Genomic DNA, 16,977 nt, shown 5'->3' on the forward strand with positions numbered 1-16,977 from the left:
TCTGCATCTCCTGGGGACCCCTCACATCCGGAAGACGCCGAACTGGGGGTCACCCAGGGGCGCGTTGGCACAGGCGGTCAGGGCGAGGCCGAGGACCTGCCGGGTCTCCATCGGGTCGATGACCCCGTCGTCCCACAGCCGGGCCGTCGCGTAGTAGGCGCTGCCCTGGGTCTCGTACTGCTCGCGGATCGGGGCCTTGAAGGCCTCCTCGTCCTCGGCGCTCCAGTCGTCGCCGAGCTGGTCGCGCTTGACGGTCGCGAGCACGGACGCGGCCTGCTCGCCGCCCATGACGGAGATCTTGGCGTTGGGCCACATCCACAGGAAGCGGGGCGAGTACGCCCGGCCGCACATGGAGTAGTTGCCCGCGCCGTAGGAACCGCCGACGACGACCGTCAGCTTCGGGACGCGGGTCGTGGCGACCGCCGTCACCATCTTGGCGCCGTGCTTGGCGATGCCGCCGTGCTCGTACGCCTTGCCGACCATGAAGCCGGTGATGTTCTGCAGGAAGACGAGCGGGATGCCGCGCTGGTCGCACAGCTCGATGAAGTGCGCGCCCTTCTGGGCGGACTCGGCGAACAGGATGCCGTTGTTGGCGACGATGCCGACCGGGTGGCCGTGGATCCGGGCGAAACCCGTGACGAGCGTCTGCCCGTACTCGGACTTGAACTCCTGGAAGCGGGAGCCGTCCACGACCCGGGCGATCACCTCGCGCACGTCGTACGGGGTGCGGGAGTCCACCGGCACCGCGCCGTACAGCCCGTACGGGTCGGCCTTCGGCTCCTCGGCCGGCTCGACGGACCAGGGCAGCGGGCCCCGCTCGGGGAGGGTCGCCACGATGTTCCGGACGATCCGCAGGGCGTGCGCGTCGTCCTCCGCCAGATGGTCGGTGACGCCGGAGATCCGGGAGTGGACCTCGCCGCCGCCCAGCTCCTCGGCCGTGACGACCTCGCCGGTCGCCGCCTTCACCAGCGGCGGCCCGCCGAGGAAGATCGTGCCCTGGTTCCGGACGATCACGGCCTCGTCGCTCATCGCCGGGACGTACGCGCCGCCCGCCGTGCACGAGCCCATGACCGCCGCGATCTGCGGGATGCCCGCGCCGGACATCCGGGCCTGGTTGTAGAAGATCCGGCCGAAGTGCTCCCGGTCGGGGAAGACCTCGTCCTGCATCGGCAGGAAGGCACCGCCGGAGTCGACCAGGTAGAGGCAGGGGAGACGATTCTCCAGCGCCACCTCCTGCGCCCTGAGGTGCTTCTTCACCGTCATCGGGTAGTACGTGCCGCCCTTGACGGTCGCGTCGTTGGCGACGATCACGCACTCGCGCCCGCTGACCCGGCCGATGCCCGCGATGACGCCGGCCGCCGGGGCCTGGTCGCCGTACATGCCGTTCGCCGCGAGCGGGGCCAGCTCCAGGAACGGCGAGCCCGGGTCGAGGAGCGTGTCCACCCGGTCCCGCGGCAGCAGCTTGCCGCGCGCGGTGTGCCGGGCCCTGGACTTCTCACCGCCGCCCAGGGCGGCCGCCGCGAGCTTGGCGCGCAGCGTCGCCGCCAGCTCGTGGTGGGCCGCCTCGTTGGCCTGCCAGGCCGCGGACGCGGGATCCGCCGCGCTCGTCAGCACAGGTGCCTGCTGCATCCCTCGAGCTCCCTTGCTCGGTTAATGAGCGTTAACGTATGCCGCCCAGGTTAACGACCGCTAACCGGGTTGTCTAGAATCGAATCCATGACCACGACCCCCACGACCCCGACCCGGATGGACGCGCCGACCCGCCGCGAGCAGATCCTCAAGGAGGCCGCCCGCCTCTTCGCCGAGCGCGGCTTCCACGGCGTGGGCGTGGACGAGATAGGAGCGGCGGTCGGCATCAGCGGCCCCGGTCTCTACCGCCACTTCCCGGGCAAGGACGCCATGCTCGCGGAGCTGCTCGTCGGCATCAGCGAGCGGCTGCTGTCCGGGGGGCGCCTGCGCGTGGCCGAGGCCGCCGGGGACCCGGACGTCCTCCTCGGCTCCCTCATCGACGGCCACATCGACTTCGCCCTCGACGACCGGCCGCTGATCACCCTCCACGACCGGGAGCTCGACCGGCTCAAGGACGAGGACCGCAAGCGGGTCCGCCAGCTCCAGCGGCAGTACGTCGAACTGTGGGTGACGGTCGTGCGCGAGCTGTACCCGGCGGCGGCCGAGTCCGAGGCCCGCGCCGCCGTCCACGCCGTCTTCGGCCTGCTCAACTCGACCCCGCACCTCGGCGCCCCGCTGGGCCGCGCCGAGATGGAGCGCCTGCTCAGGAACCTGGCCCACGGCGCCCTCGGCGCGCTCGCGGCCTGAACCGCCGATGCCCGGGCCCGCGCGGGTGCGCGGGCCCGGACATCGGGGACTCAGACCGCCGTGAGCGTCCGGCCGGGCGCCGGGGCGGGGGCGGTCACCGGGTTGTGACTGCGGCCCTCGCCGAGGTCGCCGAGCACCGGCCGCAGGTCGGTCACGGCGAAGGAGCGCCGCAGCCAGCGGTCCTCGCCGTCGTACCGCGGGGTGAAACCGGTGCGGCCGTGCACGGTCCGACGGTTGTCGAGGATGATCAGCTCGCCGGGCCGCAGCACGATCCCGCGCAGCGCGTCGAGCATCGCCGACTCCAGCGCGGCCAGGGCGTCGCGGGCCGCGCGGGTGACGCCGACCGTGCCGTGGAAGTCGACCCGCAGGTCCGGGTCGTCCACCGGTCCCGAGAGGACCGGCATCGGCGGGGTCAGCACCTCCTCGTCGGTGTCGTGCACGAAGGAGCTGGAGAACCGGGTCCGGAACTCGGGCCGGCGCAGCGCCTCGACCGTCGCCGGGTCGAGGGACGGCAGCACGTCCCCGATCCCGCCGGTCACGGTGGCGGCCGTCCCGTCCCGGTCGCCGCGCAGGCAGATCAGGCTCAGGAAGTGCGGGGCCGCCGGGTGGAAGCCGTCCTCGGTGTGCAGCTCCAGGAGGATGGAGCCGCTGTTCTCCTGGCGGGTCTCGGCGCCGCGCTTGGGGCTGACGTCCTGGACGAGGTCGCCGTTCTTCTCGTCGCTGTAGGAGATCGAGCGGCCCAGCACGGACATCACCATGAGCTGCGCGATCGTGGCCACCGGGACCTCGGCCCAGGAGGGTTCGTCCTCGACCCGGTGGGGGGTGGCGGGCAGCTCGCCGACGGGCAGCCCGCGCAGCAGCAGGGTGCCGCTCTCGTTCCCCCGGTCGCGGAAGGAGATGAGGGCGCGGCGGACGTGCGCGGGCAGGGCGGCGGCGGCGAGCTCCACGGCGTGCAGCAGGTCGGTGCCGTGGAGGGAGTGACCGGCGTACTCGGCGGCGATCCGGTGGGCGGCCGCCTCGACGATCGCCGCCTCGGTCTCGCTCAGCACGATGCCGGTCGCGCGCGCGTCGGCGTACGCGAATTCTTTACTCATGCGTCCTTTCCTTCTCTGCGTCCTTCTCGGTCCTTCTCCGAACGGGCCCCGCGAGCGGGAGGGCCGGGTGGCCCGACGGCCCCGCGAGCGGGACGGTCAGGCGGCCTGACCGGTGCGGCGGGCGGCCCGGTAGACGGCCGCCGGCGCGAAGCCCCGCCATGCCTGCTCGGGCGGCAGCGTCCGCAGGAAGCGGGCCTTCTCCCAATGGCGGCTGACCCGGTTGACGGCCCGGCGGCCGGGCGTCAGGGCGATGTGGTGGACGTCGACGGCGACCGTGCGCGGCACGTCCTCGCCGGCCACCAGCTGGTTGACCATGTGCACGGCGAGCGAGCCGAACTGGGTGGCCGCCTCGGTCAGCTGCGGCACGCTGTAGTCGGGCCGGCCGAGACCGCGGCGCAGCTCCCGGTACATCTCGCCGGGGATGTGGCCGCGCGGCGCGATCCGGAAGATGACCTCCCAGGTGCCGAGCCGTTCGGCGTCCTCGGCGAGCAGCTGGCCGTCGAAGATCCGCCGGACCAGCCGGTAGTCGAAGCACTGGGCGGCGAGCATGCCCGCCATGTCCCAGCCGGTGACGAGCGGCTTGCGCTGGCGGCAGGCCTCCTGGTGGAGGGCGACCTTGGCGCGCAGCCCCGACGGCGTGGTGACGTCGACGCCGTCGACGATCACCTCGGCGCGGCGGACCAGCTCCCGGACGTTCTCCGGGGTGATGCCCTCGGGCACCACCTCGGCCCGGACGTGCGGGTTGATGGCGCGCAGCGCGTCGGCGCCCACCTCGGCCTTGTTGCGGCCCAGGTCGTCGACGGTGGCGTGCTGCCGGTTGAGGTTGTTCAGCTCGTAGGTGCCGACGTCCGCGAGGACGAAGTCGCGGTAGCCCATGCGGCCGAGCGGCTGGACGGTGGCGCCGCCGATGGAGCCGCAGCCGGCGACGAGCAGCGGAGCGTGGCGGATGCGCTCCTGGAGGTCGGCGGGGACGAGGCCGCGGTTGCGCTGGGTCAGCGAGGCGTAGAACTCCTCCTCGGCCAGTTCGCGGGCCTCGGTGGGGGTGCCGACGTCGGGCGGTGTGGCGTTCATGAGCGGGTCTCCCGGAAGGCGGTGAGCCGGGCGCCGACCGAGCCCGGCTCACCGGACGCGAGGATCGCGTCGAGGTGGGCGAGGGTGGGGCGGAGCCGGTCCCCGTCGGTGAGGACGAAGGGGTACGAGCGCTGCTGCTGGTCCCACATCGGCGCGAAGAGGTCCGCGGGGTCCGAGGGGTGCGCCGGCACGTCGAGCATGCGCGCCTCGAAGCCGAGCAGGCCCAGCTGCTGGATGGCGACGCCGGGCTTGCCGTCGCCGACGATGGCGGCGCCCTCCGCGGCGAGGGCCCGGACGCAGCCCTCCGCCCAGCCCCGGTAGACCCACCAGGGGACGGAGACGCCGGCCTGGGAGCGGTCCATGGCGTAGTCGCGGACCAGGCGCTTGCCCTCCCACACGTGGGCGGCGGGGGTGTCGGCGCCGAGGTGGTCGGCGAGCCGGAGCTCGTAGTCGCGCTCGACGACGAAGGGGCGGTGGTCCGGATCGCCGAGGCGGGTGCCCGCCGGGCCGCGGGAGCCGGCCAGGGTGCCGTATCCGCGCAGCCGGCCGGTCTCCTCCTCGACGACCAGGGTGTGCTGGTCGTCGAGGGCGGACGCGTCGTACGGCTCGGCGTCGAGGTCGCGGGCGGCGGCCGCCTCCTCGTTGACCCAGCCCCGCTGGAGGTACTGGGCGAGGCGGAAGCGGTAGACGTCCGCGAGGTACGGGGCGGGCAGCTGCGCGCCGCGGACGGTGAGGGTGAGGAGGCCCTCCGGGCTGGCGGCGCGGAAGACCGGCTCGCCCTCGACGTGGGACTCCAGGTCGGGCAGGACGATCGCCCGGGTCTCGTGCAGCACCCGGACCCGGTACTCGGTCAGCGCGGCGGGCGCGGCCGGGGCGGTGGTCACCGGACCTCCGGGACGCCGAACAGCTCGCCGGTGACGACCAGCGCGAGGGCCTCGGGGCTGCCCTCGTAGATGCGGGGGCCGTAGGCGTCGCGGAGCACGCGGTCCATGCCGTCCTCGCGCTGGAAGGCGGCGGCGCCGATGAGGGACATGGCGGCGTCGGCGTTGTCGATGGCGGCGCGGTCGGCGACCATCTTGGCGACGGCCGGCTCGTAGGCCGGGGTGGGGATGACGTTGTCGGCCTTGAGGACCGCGTCCAGGTAGAGGGCGCGGGAGGCGGAGACGCGGGCGGCCATGTCGGCCAGCTTGCGGGCGGACATCTGGTGCTCGAAGAGGAGCTTGCCGCCCTGGCGGCGGGTGCCCGCCCAGGCGACGGCGCGGTCGAGCGCGTGGCGGGCGATGCCGGTGGCGACGGCGGCGCAGGTGACGCGGGTGAGGTTGCCGATGGCGACGTTGAGGTCCCAGCCGCCGCGCTCGTCGCCGAGGACGTTCTCCTCGGGCACGCGCGCGTTGTCGAGGATCAGCTCGCCCGCGGGGGCGGTGCGGTAGCCGACCTTGTCGTGGATCTCGCCGCGGGTGACGCCGTCCTGCTCCAGGTCGGTGACGAAGCAGGTGAGGCCGGTGGAGCCGGGGGAGTCCTCCAGGTTCGCCATGACCGTGGCGTAGGTGGCGATCGGGGCGTTGGTGATGTAGCGCTTGGTGCCGGTGAGCAGGTACTCGCTGCCGGAGCGGCGGGCGACGGTCATGTCCTGGGCGTACGGGGCCTGCTGGGGCAGCACCAGGTCGGTGCCGTTGCGCTCCTCGGCGACGGCGTTGCAGGCGACGACGGGCTCCGGGCCGAGGAACTTCGGCAGGTACTTCTCCTGGAGCTCCGGCTTCTCGCAGATGAGCAGCGGGGTCTGGAAGAGCCCCGTGGCCCCGAAGACCAGCGCCATGCCGGGGTCGGCGGCGGCCAGCTCCTCCAGGGTGAGGGCGATGCCGAGCTGGCTCAGGCCCAGGCCGCCGAAGTCGCGCGGGATGGCCATGCGGAGCAGGCCGAGGGCGTGGCCCTTGCGGACGGTGTCCCAGTCGACCTGGCCCTTCTCGATCCGGTCGCGCTCGGCGGCGCCGGGGGCGACCTCCTCGCGGGCGAAGGCGGTGACCTGGCGCAGGATGTCGGACTCGAAGGCGTCGAGCAGCGGGTGGTCGGCCGGGTTGTGCGCGTACGTCATGGTGATTCCTTGTCTGAGGGGTGCGGGGCCCGGGGCGGTGCGGGGATCCGGAGGACTAGCCCGCGAGGGAGAAGGTCGTCAGGGCCTGGCCGAGGGCGAAGGTCTGCATGACGGGGCCGCGGGCGGTGACGCGGCGGGCGGTCACGGTCCGCAGGAAGGTGCGGCGGCCGGCGGCGAGGTCCAGCAGGTCGGCGTGGCTGATGCCGAGGACGTGGGTGGGCTCGGCCTCGGTGACGGCGCCGCTCGGGTCGAGGGTGAACTCGGCGTCCGGCTCGGAGATCACGAAGCGGACGGTGGCTCCCGCGGCCTGCCAGGCGGCGGAGGACCGGGCGGCCTCGGACACGGTGCGGGAGATCTCTTCGGGCGAGATGGCCATGCGGAATTCCTTCGCTCTTCGAGGGCGGAGTGAGGTGGGGCTGCGGCGGTCGCCGGGCGTGCGGCGGGGCCTGGGGGAAAACGGGGGCCGGACGCGGAGGGGACCGGGTGTGCGGCGAGCCGTTCCGCGTCGGGCCGAAGGGAAGGGGCGCGGGCTTCTCCCGGCGCCGCCCCCTCGGACGAGTTCGACGTTACCGATGAGTAGAAGGCGCTGTCCAAGATGTAAAGCGAGGTTCCACGGCACGGGAACCGGTCTTCCAGGCGGCGGTAACCAGGCGTCCATCAGGCCGAGTTGGCCCAGGTCGCGGTACTTGCGGTAACCCCCGGAAACGCCGAGTGGGCTTGCGGCCGGGGGAGCCGCAAGCCCACGTTCGGGGGTGAAGACGGGGTGCTGTGGTACTCGGGTGGGACGGAGGGCGCCGGTGGGCGCCCGGGTGGGGTGGAGCCGCGTCAGGACTGCGCGGCGGCCTGCTGCTCGCCGCGGGTCAGATGACGCAGCGCGAGCGCGATGACGATCGCGACCGCGGCGCACACCGCGAGGGCCAGGAAGCCGTGCGAGACGCCGGAGGTGGTGGCGTCGGCCGCCGAGGCGCCGTCCTTCAGGCGCCCGTCCACGGTGGTCGCGAGGATGGTGCCGATCACCGCGATGCCCAGGGCGGCGCCGCTCTCGTTGAAGGTGTTCAGCAGGCCCGAACCGACGCCGGACTCCTCCACCTTGACGTGCGAGGTGCCGATGCCGAACAGCGGGACGAAGCAGGCCGGGAGGCCCGCGCCGATGACCGCAAGGGCGACGACCGTCACCCACACCGAGTCGGTGCCGGTGGCGAGGACGCCCGTGCCGACGAGCTGGAGCGCGGCGCCGACCGCGTACATGCCGCCGAGACCCAGCGCGCCGGCGAGCGCCGGGGCGACCATGGCGACGACGAGGGCGGCGAGACCCATGGGCAGCAGGGAGAGGCCGGTGGTGAAGGCGCTCATGCCGTGGACCTGCTGGAAGTACATGCTGGCCAGGAAGGAGCTGCTGATCATCACGCTGGCGACCAGGAGCAGGCCGATGCTGGACAGCCAGTACGTCGGCTTGCGCAGCAGGTGCAGCGGGAGCAGCGGGTCGTCCTGACCCAGCTCCATGAAGGTCACCAGGGTCAGCAGGACCACGGCGGCGCCCAGGCTGACCCAGGCGACGGTGTCGCCGAAGCCCTCGTGGAGGCGGATCAGGCCGAAGGACAGGGCGGCGAGTCCGGCCGTGGACACGACGGCCGAGGGGAACCGGAGCCGGCGGCCCGAGGCCGTGCGGAGCGCCGGCATGCTGCGCAGCGCGCCGACGAGGGCCGCGACGCTGATGGGGAGGTTGATCAGGAAGGCCCAGCGCCAGTTGACGGCGGTGACGATCAGCCCGCCGAGCACCACGCCGATCGTGGCGCCGATGACGCCGAGGCCGCTCCAGGCGGTCAGCGCGATCTTGCGCTGCTCCTCGACCTGGTAGACCTCCAGGATGATCGAGAGGGCGGCCGCGGAGAGCAGCGCGGCGCCGACGCCCTGCGCGGCGCGTCCGGCGACGAGGAGCTCCTGGTTGCCCGCCATGCCGCAGAGCGCGGAGGCGACGGCGAAGAGGCCGAGGCCGGTGAGGAAGGTGCGCCGCCTGCCGAAGACGTCCGAGACGCGGCCGCCGAAGAGGAGCAGGCTGCCGAACATCAGGACGTAGGCGCTGATCGTCCACTGGAGGCCGGTCCGGTCCGCGGGCAGGTCCCCTCCGATGGAGGGGAGGGCCACGTTCACGACCGTCGAGTCGAGCATCACCATCAGCTGGGCGACGCCGACCACGACGAGGGTGGTCCAGGGGGCCTTGGCCGGCGCGTCCGGCGCCTCGGGCGCGTGCTCGGTCGGGGGTGCCAGCGTCTGCTCGGTCACCGGGTCTCCTTGCTCAAGAAGGGCGAGAGGTGTGCGGGGTGCGATCGGGAGTCCGATCCATGCGAATGCATCGAAGTGATCGGCACACTACATTCATGCGCACGCATAGACAAGGGAGGGAACGGAACCTAGTATCGGAGAGGTGACGGATACAGCTCTGACCGACCGATGGATGGCCGTGATCCGCGCCGGCGCGCAGATCGTCCAGGCGGCGGAACGCCGGCTCTCCGACGAGTACGGCCTCTGCACCAGCGCCTTCGAGATCATGGACGTCATGGCGCGGGAAGGCGACTGGATCCGGGCCGGCGAGCTCAGCGCCCGCGCCGCCCGGAGCCAGCCCCAGGTCTCCCGCCTGCTCGCGCAGATGGTGAACGCGGGGTACGCCGAGCGCCGCCCCTGTGCCAACGACAAGCGCGGCTTCGACGTCCGGCTCACCGCGTCCGGCAGGGCGCTCTTCGACCGGTCGACCGTCACCATGGAGGAACTGCTGCGCGAACTCTCCGAGGCCAGCCCGGAGGTACGCGGAGTACTGGGCGCGGCCTGACGCGACCCGCGCGGACCGACGGGGCCCGCACCGACTGGCGGGGTCCGCACCGACCGACGGGGCCCGCACCGGCTGACGGGGTCCGCACCGACCTACGCGGCCCGCACCGCTTGACGCGGTCCGCACCGACCGATGCGGCCGGTACCGACCCGCGCGGCCCGCACCGCTTGACGGGACCCGGGCCGTCTGACGGGACCCGGGCCGGGCTGCCGGGTGCGAGCCGCGCGGCCCGGCGCGAGTTCGACGGCGGCTGGTGCGACCCGTGCGGGCTGGTGCGACCCTCCGTCGGCTGGTGCCGGCCGCGTGGGCTGACGCGCGAGTCGCTGTCGGTCGGTGCGACCCGCTTCCGGCCGGTGCGATCCGCCCCAGTCGGCGCGCACCGCGCCGGCCGGTGTGGCCTCGCCCCGTGCGACCCGTGGCGGCGTCCCGCGGGCGGGCCGTGTCCGAGGGGCGGTCCGGACGAGGGTTCCCGGCCGTCGGCGGCGGCCATGACCCGGTCCGCGCCACCCGGCCGGCTCGCGCGGCCGAGGGTCCTGGCGGCTTGCCGGGGCCGCGCCCACGGCCTCCGGCGGCCCGGCTCGGATGCTCTGAGCTGCCGAGACGGTGAACCGCCCGACCGGCCGGGTCGACTTGACCGGTCCAGACCAACGACCTGACAGAGAGTCGTACGGGGGCACTTTTCGGACACGTACTCGCTGGTAGCCTCCAGGCGTCACCCGCCCGGGGCCACCGCTCACGACCATGATCGAGTGCCCGGAAGGGCGACAGTCCGGGGGGACGTCGGGGTCCGTGTTTCGCGCACGGACCCCGGCGGGGCACCGCGCGCCGGTGCCCTGGCGCGACGGCCCCCCGGTGGACCGACCGGCACCGGAACCGCCTCCGGTGCCACACGCTCCCGACCAGCGGAGCGCCTGACACGGGGGAACATCTTGCTGAGCCAGTCCGTCCCACGACCGAATCCCGCCGCCCCGGCCGGCCGGGCCCGCACCCACGCTCCCGCCGCCCCGGTGACGCGCGCACCCGGCGGCCCCGCGCGCGTGCCCCACCCGCGGCCGCCCGTCATGACGGAACGCGGCGTCTTCTTCCGTCTGCTCGGCCCGCTGGAGATCGTGACGGCCGACGGCCGGCTGCCGCTCAAGGGCATGAACCAGCGGCTCGTGCTCGCCCTGCTCCTCCTGAACGCCAACCACGTCGTGCCCACCGCCGACCTGATGGACGTCCTCTGGCCGGACGGCCGCCCGCCCGCCACCGCCCGCAAGATCCTCCAGAACGCGATCTCCGCCCTCCGCGGCGTGCTCGCCCGCGGCGGCGTCCCCGAGCACATCGCCTCCCTGACCAGCCAGGGCTCCGGCTACATGCTCAAGACCGCGCCGGAGAACCTCGACCTGACGCGCTTCCGCCTCCTCGCCGACAAGGGGCGCGACGCACTCGCCGCCGGAGACGCGGAGGAGGCCGCCCGCCTCCTGCGCGGAGCGCTCGGGCTGTGGCGCGGCCGCGTCCTGGAGGAACTCGCCGACGCCGGTGCCGACTGGCCCCAGACGGCCGCCGCCGAAGGGGCCTGGCTGCACGCCCTGGAGGAGTACTGCGAGACCGAACTCGCCAAGGGGCGACCGCACGAGGTCCTCCAGCGGCTGGAGGGCGTCGCCGCCGCCAACCCCTCGCGGGAACGCACCCAGGGGCTCCTGATGACCGCGCTCTACCGCGCCGGCCGCCGCGACGAGGCCCTGCGCGCCTACGAACGGCTCCAGCACCGGCTGCGGGAGGACTACGGCGCCGCCCCCAGCCGCGAGCTCCAGGACCTCCACAGCGGCATCGTCCGGCAGGACCCCACCCACGCCCCGGACGAGACCCCCGACCCGCGCGGCACCGCGCCCCGGCCCTCCGCCGCCCCCGAACTCGACGTGCTGCACGCCCTCCTCGACCTGGTCCGCCGGCAGAACCGCCCCCACGTCGTCGCCCTCACCGGCGACGCCGAGGAACGGCAGGCCGACCTCGTCGCCCGGCTGATGAACGGCCTCCAGCAGGACGACCGGGCCACCGTCTGGCACGTCCGGTCGGGCCCCGACGGCGCCGACCTCGCGCAGGACCTGCGGGCCGCGCTGCGCCGCGCCACTCCCGAGCGGCCCATGGTGGCCGTCGCCGAGCGCCTCCACCAGGCCGGGCAGCTCGTGCCCGAGTGCGTCGGGGACATCGTCGTGGAGGCCGGCCGCACCCCGCTGCTCATCGTCCTCACCGCCCGTACCGGATCCGAGGGGCTGTGGCCCGGCTGGGACAAGGCCGTCCCCCGGTTCACCACGATCACCGTCTAGGGGGTGTTTCGGAAGTCCCGCACAGCACCCGCGGCGCCCGGCACGCCCCCTCGCCGCACCGGCCAAAGACCCGAGTAGCTCCGCTACGAGGGCCTTCGTCCGGCACGGCGAGGGCACGCACCGGACACCGCGGGCACCGCACAGGACTTTCGAAACACCCCCGCTGTGACCGGAAAGTCCCGCCCGGCCCCGCCCCCGGCGTCCCGCTGTTCGATCACCCGGGACGCCGGGGGCCGCCGCCCGGCAGAATGAGCCCCATGCCGATACTCAGTCGCCCCGCCCTCGTCGAGCACCTCGTCCGCACCCGGATCGCGGGAGACGTCGCCACCCCGCGCGACAACAACCTCTCCCACTACCGCAAGCTCGCCAACGGCGACCGGCACTACTGGCTCGGCCTCGAACTCGGCGACCGCTGGACCGACGAGCAGGACGTCCTCGCCGTCATGGCCGAGCGGTGCGGCGTGATCGACGACCCGGCGCACCGGGCCGGCCAGGACACCATCGACCCCGAACTGACCGTCGACGGCCTCGACCGGATGGCCGCCCGCCTGCGCAAGGCGGCCGCCGGCAAGGAGCGGGTCCTCTTCGCGACCGGGCACCCGGGCGCGCTCATCGACGTCCACAGCCGGATCGCCGCCGCGCTGCGCGCCCAGGGCTGCGACATCGTGAAGATCCCCGGCGGGCTGGTCGCCGACGAGGGGTACGTCGTGCAGTTCGCCGACGTCGCCGTCTTCGAGCGCGGGGCGAGCCTGTGGCACACCCACTCCCCGGAGCCGATGAACGCGATCCTCGACGCGCTCGGCGAGGACGGCCGGCCGGACCTGGTGATCGCGGACCACGGCTGGGCCGGGCGGGCGGGCCAGCGGGGCGTGGACTCCGTGGGCTACGCCGACTGCAACGACCCCGCACTCTTCATCGGCGAGGCGGAGGGCACGATGCAGGTCACGATCCCCCTGGACGACCACGTCCTGGACCCGCGCTTCTACGAGCCGATGACGGCGTACACGCTGAACGCGGCGGGCCTGCCGGCCTGATCAGGACGGCGTGGGCGGCCCGGCCTCGCGCTGGGCGACCCCCGGTGTCGGGTCCAGGTACACGCGGCGGATCGCCGGGAAGCGTTCGCGGAGCTGCGACTCCGCGTCCTCGCACGCCCATTCCACCTGCTCCGCCGACGCCACGTCCCGGAAGTCGATCTTCGCCGCGACGAGGATCTCCCCGGGCCCCTGGATCAGGGTGATCAGGTCGAGGACGCCGATGATGTGCGGGACGGAGAGGAGCTCCTCGCGGATGCCGTCCCGCATGGGGCGCGGGGCCGGGCGCCCGACGAGGAGCTCGGCGTTGGAGCGGCCGAGCACCCAGGCCACGTACACGAGCAGCGCGCCGATGAGGATCGAGGCGACGCCGTCCCAGACGCCGGAGCCGGTGATCTGGCCGCCGAGCACGCCGCCCGCCGCGAGCATGAGACCGGCGAGGGCGGCGGCGTCCTCCATGACGACGGCCTTGACGGTGGTGTCGGCGGTGAGCCGCAGGTAGTGCGCGAAGGGGGCCTTCATCCGTTCCGCCTCCGCCTTGACCTGCCGCACCCCCGTCCGCAGCGAGTAGCCCTCCAGGACGAAGGCGATGCCGAGGACGACGTACGAGAGCGTCGGGTCGCCGAGCTCCTCGCCGTGGGTGAGGGTGTGGATGCCGTCGTAGACGGAGAAGACGGCGCCGCCGACGAAGGTGGCGACCGCGGCCAGCAGTGCCCAGACGTAGCGCTCGCCCGCGTAGCCGACGGGGTGGTCCTCGTCGGCCGGCTTCTCGCTCCGCTTGAGGGCGGTGAGCAGCATCCCCTCGGTGACGGTGTCGGCGACCGAGTGCGCGGCCTCGGACAGCATCGCGCTGGAGCCGCTGACGAGGCCCGCGACGACCTTGGCGGCGGCGATCCCGAGGTTCGCCGCCGCCGCCACGATCACGGTGAAGGTGCTTTCGCCGTTCTGCGCCATGTGCCGGACGTTATGTCCGATCATCCGCGCGGGACGCGAACGACACCCTCCTGGATGACGGAGATCGCGAGCCGCCCGTCCTGCGTGTAGATCCGGGCCTGCCCGAGGCCGCGTCCGCCGGACGCCGTCGGGGACTCCTGGTCGTAGAGGAGCCACTCGTCGGCCCGGAAGGGGCGGTGGAACCACATGGCGTGGTCGAGGGACGCCCCGACCACGTCGCCCACCGCCCAGCCGCCCCGGCCGTGGGCCAGGAGGATCGAGTCGAGGAGCGTCATGTCGGAGACGTAGGTCGCCAGCGCGATGTGGAGGAGCGGATCGTCGGCCAGCTTGCCGTTGGTGCGGAACCAGACCTGGGAGCGGGGCTCGCGGGGCTGTCCGACCGAGCCCCAGGGCGGGACGTCGGCGTAGCGGAGGTCGACCGCCGCGCGGGCCTCGATCAGCCGGTCCGCGACCTCGCGGGGGAGGTGGCGGGGGAGCATCTCGGCCGGTGTGGCGAGCGATTCCGGGTCCGGTGCGGGCGGCATGTCGACCTGGTGGTCGAGCCCCTCCTCGTACGTCTGGAAGGACGCGGAGAGGTGGAAGATCGGCTGCCCGTGCTGGACGGCGACGACCCGGCGGGTGGTGAAGGAGCGGCCGTCGCGGATGCGGTCGACCGTGTAGACGATCGGCGCGCCCGGGTCCCCCGCGCGCAGGAAGTACGCGTGCAGGGAGTGGGCGAGACGATCGGCCGGGACGGTCCGCCCCGCCGCCACCAGCGCCTGGGCGGCCACCTGGCCGCCGAAGACGCGGGGGACGATCGAGGGGCGGGACTCACCCCGGAAGATGTCCTGCTCGATCCGCTCCAGGTCGAGCAGATCGAGCAGGTCATCCAGAGCCGTGTGAGCGTCGGGCACTTACAGGCCCATCGACTTGGCGATGATCGACTTCATGATCTCGCTGGTGCCGCCGTAGATGCGGTTGACGCGGTTGTCGGCGTACAGGCGGGCGATCGGGTACTCGTTCATGTAGCCGTAGCCGCCGTGCAGCTGGAGGCAGCGGTCGATGACGCGGTGGGCGACCTCGGTGCAGAAGAGCTTGGCGCTCGCGGCCTCGGCCGGGGAGAGCTCGCCCGCGTCCAGGGCCTCCAGGGCGCGGTCGGCGACGGCCTCGGCGGCGTCGACCTCGGCCTGGCAGGCGGCCAGCTCGAACTTGGTGTTCTGGAAGGAGGCGACCGGCTTGCCGAAGACCGTGCGGTCCGTGACGTACTGCTGGGCGAAGCGGATCGCGGCCTTGGCCTGGGCGTAGGCGCCGAAGGCGATGCCCCAGCGCTCGGAGGCCAGGTTGTGGCCGAGGTAGGAGAAGCCCTTGCCCTCTTCGCCGAGGAGGTCCTCGACCGGGACCTTGACGTCGACGAAGGCCAGCTCGGCCGTGTCGGAGGTGCGCAGGCCGAGCTTGTCGAGCTTGCGGCCGATGGAGTAGCCCTCGGACTTGGTGTCGACGGCGAAGAGCGAGATGCCGAAGCGGCGGTCCTCGGCCGAGGGGGCGGAGGTGCGGGCGCAGACGATCACGCGGTCGGCGTGGACGCCACCGGTGATGAAGGTCTTGGCGCCGTTGAGGACGTAGTGGGTGCCGTCCTCGGAGAGCTTGGCGGTGGTCTTCATGCCCGCGACGTCGGAGCCGGTGCCCGGCTCGGTCATGGCGAGCGCCCACATCTCCTCGCCGGTGACGAACTTCGGCAGGTAGCGCTTCTTCTGCTCGTCGGTGGAGAGCATCTTGATGTACGGCAGGGCGAGCAGCACGTGGACGCCGGAGCCGCCGAACTGGACGCCGGCGCGGGCGGTCTCCTCGTACAGGACGGCCTCGAACTTGTGGGTGTCCAGGCCCGCGCCGCCGAACTCCTCGGGGACGTTGATGCCGAAGATGCCCAGCTCGCCGAGCTTGTCGTAGAACTCGCGCGGCGCCTGGCCGGCGGCGAACCACTCGTCGTAGACGGGGACGACCTCGGCCTCGATGAAGGCGCGGATGGTCTCCCGGAACGCCTCGTGGTCCTCGTTGAATACGGTACGGCGCACGAGCCGCCTCCTTGTCGCTGCCGGTTGTCTAAGCGCTTGCTCAGGGTGTCTGTTCGAAGTTACCCAGCGGTCACCCGCCCTGTCCAGCCTCCGTGCCTGTGATCCAGAGCCCCTTCGACGGGTCGTGGGCGTGGACCGGGCTCCCCTTCGCCCGCCCGCTCGTACGGAAGGCCTGCCCGCCCGGGTCCCCGATCCGCACCACACCGCTCCGCCCCTGCGCGCTCCACTCCAGCTCCAGGTACCAGCGGCAGTCGCAGCCGGCCGCGCGGGCGGAGACCAGCAGCTCCACGGGCTCGGCCGCCGTGACCGTGTAGGGGAACGACACGGCGGGGATCGTCCGCCCCTCCTCCCCCGAGGCGTCGTACCCGTCGAGGGGCTTCGCGAGCGGGCGCGGCGCGTCGAGGTCCACGGAGAACCGGCGGGGGGTGACGGCCCCGCCGCACCCCTCGTCCATGCGGTACGCCGCCCAGGGCAGCGGCGCCGCCCGCCCCACCACCCGCACGTGCAGCCCCTGGAGGACGACGGCGGAGGCCCCCTTCCCCTGCACCGAGATCCGTACGAGCGTCTGCCCGCCGTCCACGGCGCCGAGCGCCCGCGCCCACCGGGCGGCGTCGACGGGCGCCGGGGGAGCGGGGACCCGCGCCGGAGGCCGGTCGGCGAGATAGGTGTGCCCGCAGCCGTTCTCCCAGAGGTGGGAGGCGACGGTGTACGTGAACGGGGGCGCCGTCTCCGGCTGCGTCCGCTGCTGCGGCTCCCGTCCGCGCCCGGGCAGCAGGACGGCCCCGAGGGTGAGCGCCACGACGCCGGCCACGACGCCGACGACGAGCCACGCCCTCCGCCCCCGCCGGGGCCGCGCGGGGACGGGCGCGGGCTCACGCGCGGGCTCACGCGCGGGCTCGGGCTCGGGCTCGGGACCGGAGACGGGGGCGGAGACGGGGGCGGAGACGGGGGCGGGAGCGGGCGGCACGGACACCGGCACCGCGGGCGGCCTGCGCACGAGGTCCGCGCGCCGCCAGTGCTCCTCCAGCTCCCGTACCTCGTCCGCACCGGCCCCGCACAGCCGGGCCAGGCGCTCGACGACGCCGAACGACTCCGGGACGGCCGCGCCGGAGCCGTAACGGTGCAGGGTGGAGGCGCTGACGCCGAGGCGCCGCCCCAGCGCCTGGTAACTCCGCCCGTCCCGCTCCTTCAGCGCGCGCACCCGCGCCGCGAACTCCTCGACCTCACCCATC

15 protein-coding genes are annotated in these 16,977 nt (G+C 73.6%); 4 read left to right on the forward strand and 11 right to left on the reverse strand.

Annotation, left to right across the window (positions count from 1 at the left end; genetic code table 11):
* Positions 1–21 precede the first annotated feature (21 nt).
* Positions 22–1,629: a carboxyl transferase domain-containing protein gene (locus tag ABTY59_RS04745; RefSeq protein WP_352017453.1), complete on the reverse strand. Its 1,608-nt coding sequence runs from the start codon at positions 1,627–1,629 to the stop codon at positions 22–24.
* 87 nt (positions 1,630–1,716) lie between these two features.
* Between ABTY59_RS04745 and ABTY59_RS04750 the strand changes: the two genes are divergently transcribed.
* Positions 1,717–2,316: an SACE_7040 family transcriptional regulator gene (locus ABTY59_RS04750; RefSeq protein ID WP_352017454.1), complete on the forward strand. Its 600-nt coding sequence runs from the start codon at positions 1,717–1,719 to the stop codon at positions 2,314–2,316.
* A 50-nt stretch (positions 2,317–2,366) separates the two neighbouring features.
* Here the strand turns inward: ABTY59_RS04750 and ABTY59_RS04755 are convergent, their stop codons facing one another.
* From ABTY59_RS04755 to ABTY59_RS04780, 6 genes are all read right to left on the reverse strand, one after another.
* Entirely contained in the window at positions 2,367–3,410 is a 1,044-nt protein-coding gene (locus ABTY59_RS04755) for a TauD/TfdA family dioxygenase (RefSeq protein WP_352017455.1), read from the reverse strand.
* Positions 3,411–3,506: 96 nt separating this feature from the next.
* On the reverse strand, positions 3,507–4,481 hold the full coding sequence (locus tag ABTY59_RS04760) for a HesA/MoeB/ThiF family protein (RefSeq protein ID WP_352017456.1): 975 nt from the start codon (positions 4,479–4,481) through the stop codon (positions 3,507–3,509).
* Positions 4,478–5,365 carry a hypothetical protein gene (locus tag ABTY59_RS04765; RefSeq protein WP_352017457.1) on the reverse strand — a complete coding sequence of 296 codons (888 nt, stop codon included), beginning with the start codon at positions 5,363–5,365 and terminating at the stop codon, positions 4,478–4,480. Before ABTY59_RS04765 ends, ABTY59_RS04760 begins: the two co-directional genes overlap by 4 nt.
* Positions 5,362–6,573 carry an acyl-CoA dehydrogenase family protein gene (locus tag ABTY59_RS04770; protein WP_352017458.1) on the reverse strand — a complete coding sequence of 404 codons (1,212 nt, stop codon included), beginning with the start codon at positions 6,571–6,573 and terminating at the stop codon, positions 5,362–5,364. Before ABTY59_RS04770 ends, ABTY59_RS04765 begins: the two co-directional genes overlap by 4 nt.
* 55 nt (positions 6,574–6,628) lie before the next feature.
* Positions 6,629–6,949 (reverse strand): hypothetical protein, encoded by a 321-nt coding sequence (locus ABTY59_RS04775; protein ID WP_352017459.1) that lies wholly within the window; start codon positions 6,947–6,949, stop codon positions 6,629–6,631.
* A gap of 449 nt (positions 6,950–7,398) precedes the next feature.
* Positions 7,399–8,856: an MFS transporter gene (locus ABTY59_RS04780; protein ID WP_352017460.1), complete on the reverse strand. Its 1,458-nt coding sequence runs from the start codon at positions 8,854–8,856 to the stop codon at positions 7,399–7,401.
* Positions 8,857–8,998: 142 nt separating this feature from the next.
* On the opposite strand from ABTY59_RS04780, the gene ABTY59_RS04785 reads away from it, so the two are divergent.
* The 3 genes from ABTY59_RS04785 (at position 8,999) to ABTY59_RS04795 (ending at position 12,743) form a co-directional block, all read left to right on the forward strand.
* Positions 8,999–9,400, forward strand: a complete 402-nt coding sequence (locus ABTY59_RS04785; RefSeq protein ID WP_352017461.1) for a MarR family winged helix-turn-helix transcriptional regulator — start codon at positions 8,999–9,001, stop codon at positions 9,398–9,400.
* 1,061 nt (positions 9,401–10,461) lie between these two features.
* Complete coding sequence (locus ABTY59_RS04790) at positions 10,462–11,709, forward strand: AfsR/SARP family transcriptional regulator (protein ID WP_352017462.1); 1,248 nt, start codon at positions 10,462–10,464, stop codon at positions 11,707–11,709.
* 257 nt (positions 11,710–11,966) lie between these two features.
* Positions 11,967–12,743, forward strand: coding sequence for a phosphatase (locus ABTY59_RS04795; protein WP_352017463.1), 777 nt, complete (start codon positions 11,967–11,969; stop codon positions 12,741–12,743).
* Here the strand turns inward: ABTY59_RS04795 and ABTY59_RS04800 are convergent, their stop codons facing one another.
* From ABTY59_RS04800 to ABTY59_RS04815, 4 genes are all read right to left on the reverse strand, one after another.
* Positions 12,744–13,694, reverse strand: coding sequence for a cation diffusion facilitator family transporter (locus ABTY59_RS04800; protein WP_352017464.1), 951 nt, complete (start codon positions 13,692–13,694; stop codon positions 12,744–12,746).
* Between the two features lie 20 nt (positions 13,695–13,714).
* Positions 13,715–14,587 carry an acyl-CoA thioesterase gene (locus ABTY59_RS04805; RefSeq protein WP_352017465.1) on the reverse strand — a complete coding sequence of 291 codons (873 nt, stop codon included), beginning with the start codon at positions 14,585–14,587 and terminating at the stop codon, positions 13,715–13,717.
* Positions 14,588–15,745, reverse strand: coding sequence for an acyl-CoA dehydrogenase family protein (locus ABTY59_RS04810; RefSeq protein ID WP_352017466.1), 1,158 nt, complete (start codon positions 15,743–15,745; stop codon positions 14,588–14,590).
* Positions 15,746–15,815: 70 nt separating this feature from the next.
* Positions 15,816–16,976: a helix-turn-helix domain-containing protein gene (locus ABTY59_RS04815; RefSeq protein WP_352017467.1), complete on the reverse strand. Its 1,161-nt coding sequence runs from the start codon at positions 16,974–16,976 to the stop codon at positions 15,816–15,818.
* Position 16,977: the final 1 nt, after the last annotated feature.

It is taken from the genome of Streptomyces sp. NPDC096079 (assembly GCF_040303145.1).
GTDB lineage: Bacteria > Actinomycetota > Actinomycetes > Streptomycetales > Streptomycetaceae > Streptomyces.

Coding starts and splice junctions, on each gene's coding strand:
- ABTY59_RS04745 (WP_352017453.1), bottom strand. CDS start 1,629: ATGCAGCAGGCACCTGTGCTGACGAGCGCGGCGGATCCCGCGTCCGCG.
- ABTY59_RS04750 (WP_352017454.1), top strand. CDS start 1,717: ATGACCACGACCCCCACGACCCCGACCCGGATGGACGCGCCGACCCGC.
- ABTY59_RS04755 (WP_352017455.1), bottom strand. CDS start 3,410: ATGAGTAAAGAATTCGCGTACGCCGACGCGCGCGCGACCGGCATCGTG.
- ABTY59_RS04760 (WP_352017456.1), bottom strand. CDS start 4,481: ATGAACGCCACACCGCCCGACGTCGGCACCCCCACCGAGGCCCGCGAA.
- ABTY59_RS04770 (WP_352017458.1), bottom strand. CDS start 6,573: ATGACGTACGCGCACAACCCGGCCGACCACCCGCTGCTCGACGCCTTC.
- ABTY59_RS04775 (WP_352017459.1), bottom strand. CDS start 6,949: ATGGCCATCTCGCCCGAAGAGATCTCCCGCACCGTGTCCGAGGCCGCC.
- ABTY59_RS04790 (WP_352017462.1), top strand. CDS start 10,462: ATGACGGAACGCGGCGTCTTCTTCCGTCTGCTCGGCCCGCTGGAGATC.
- ABTY59_RS04795 (WP_352017463.1), top strand. CDS start 11,967: ATGCCGATACTCAGTCGCCCCGCCCTCGTCGAGCACCTCGTCCGCACC.
- ABTY59_RS04800 (WP_352017464.1), bottom strand. CDS start 13,694: ATGGCGCAGAACGGCGAAAGCACCTTCACCGTGATCGTGGCGGCGGCG.
- ABTY59_RS04815 (WP_352017467.1), bottom strand. CDS start 16,976: ATGGGTGAGGTCGAGGAGTTCGCGGCGCGGGTGCGCGCGCTGAAGGAG.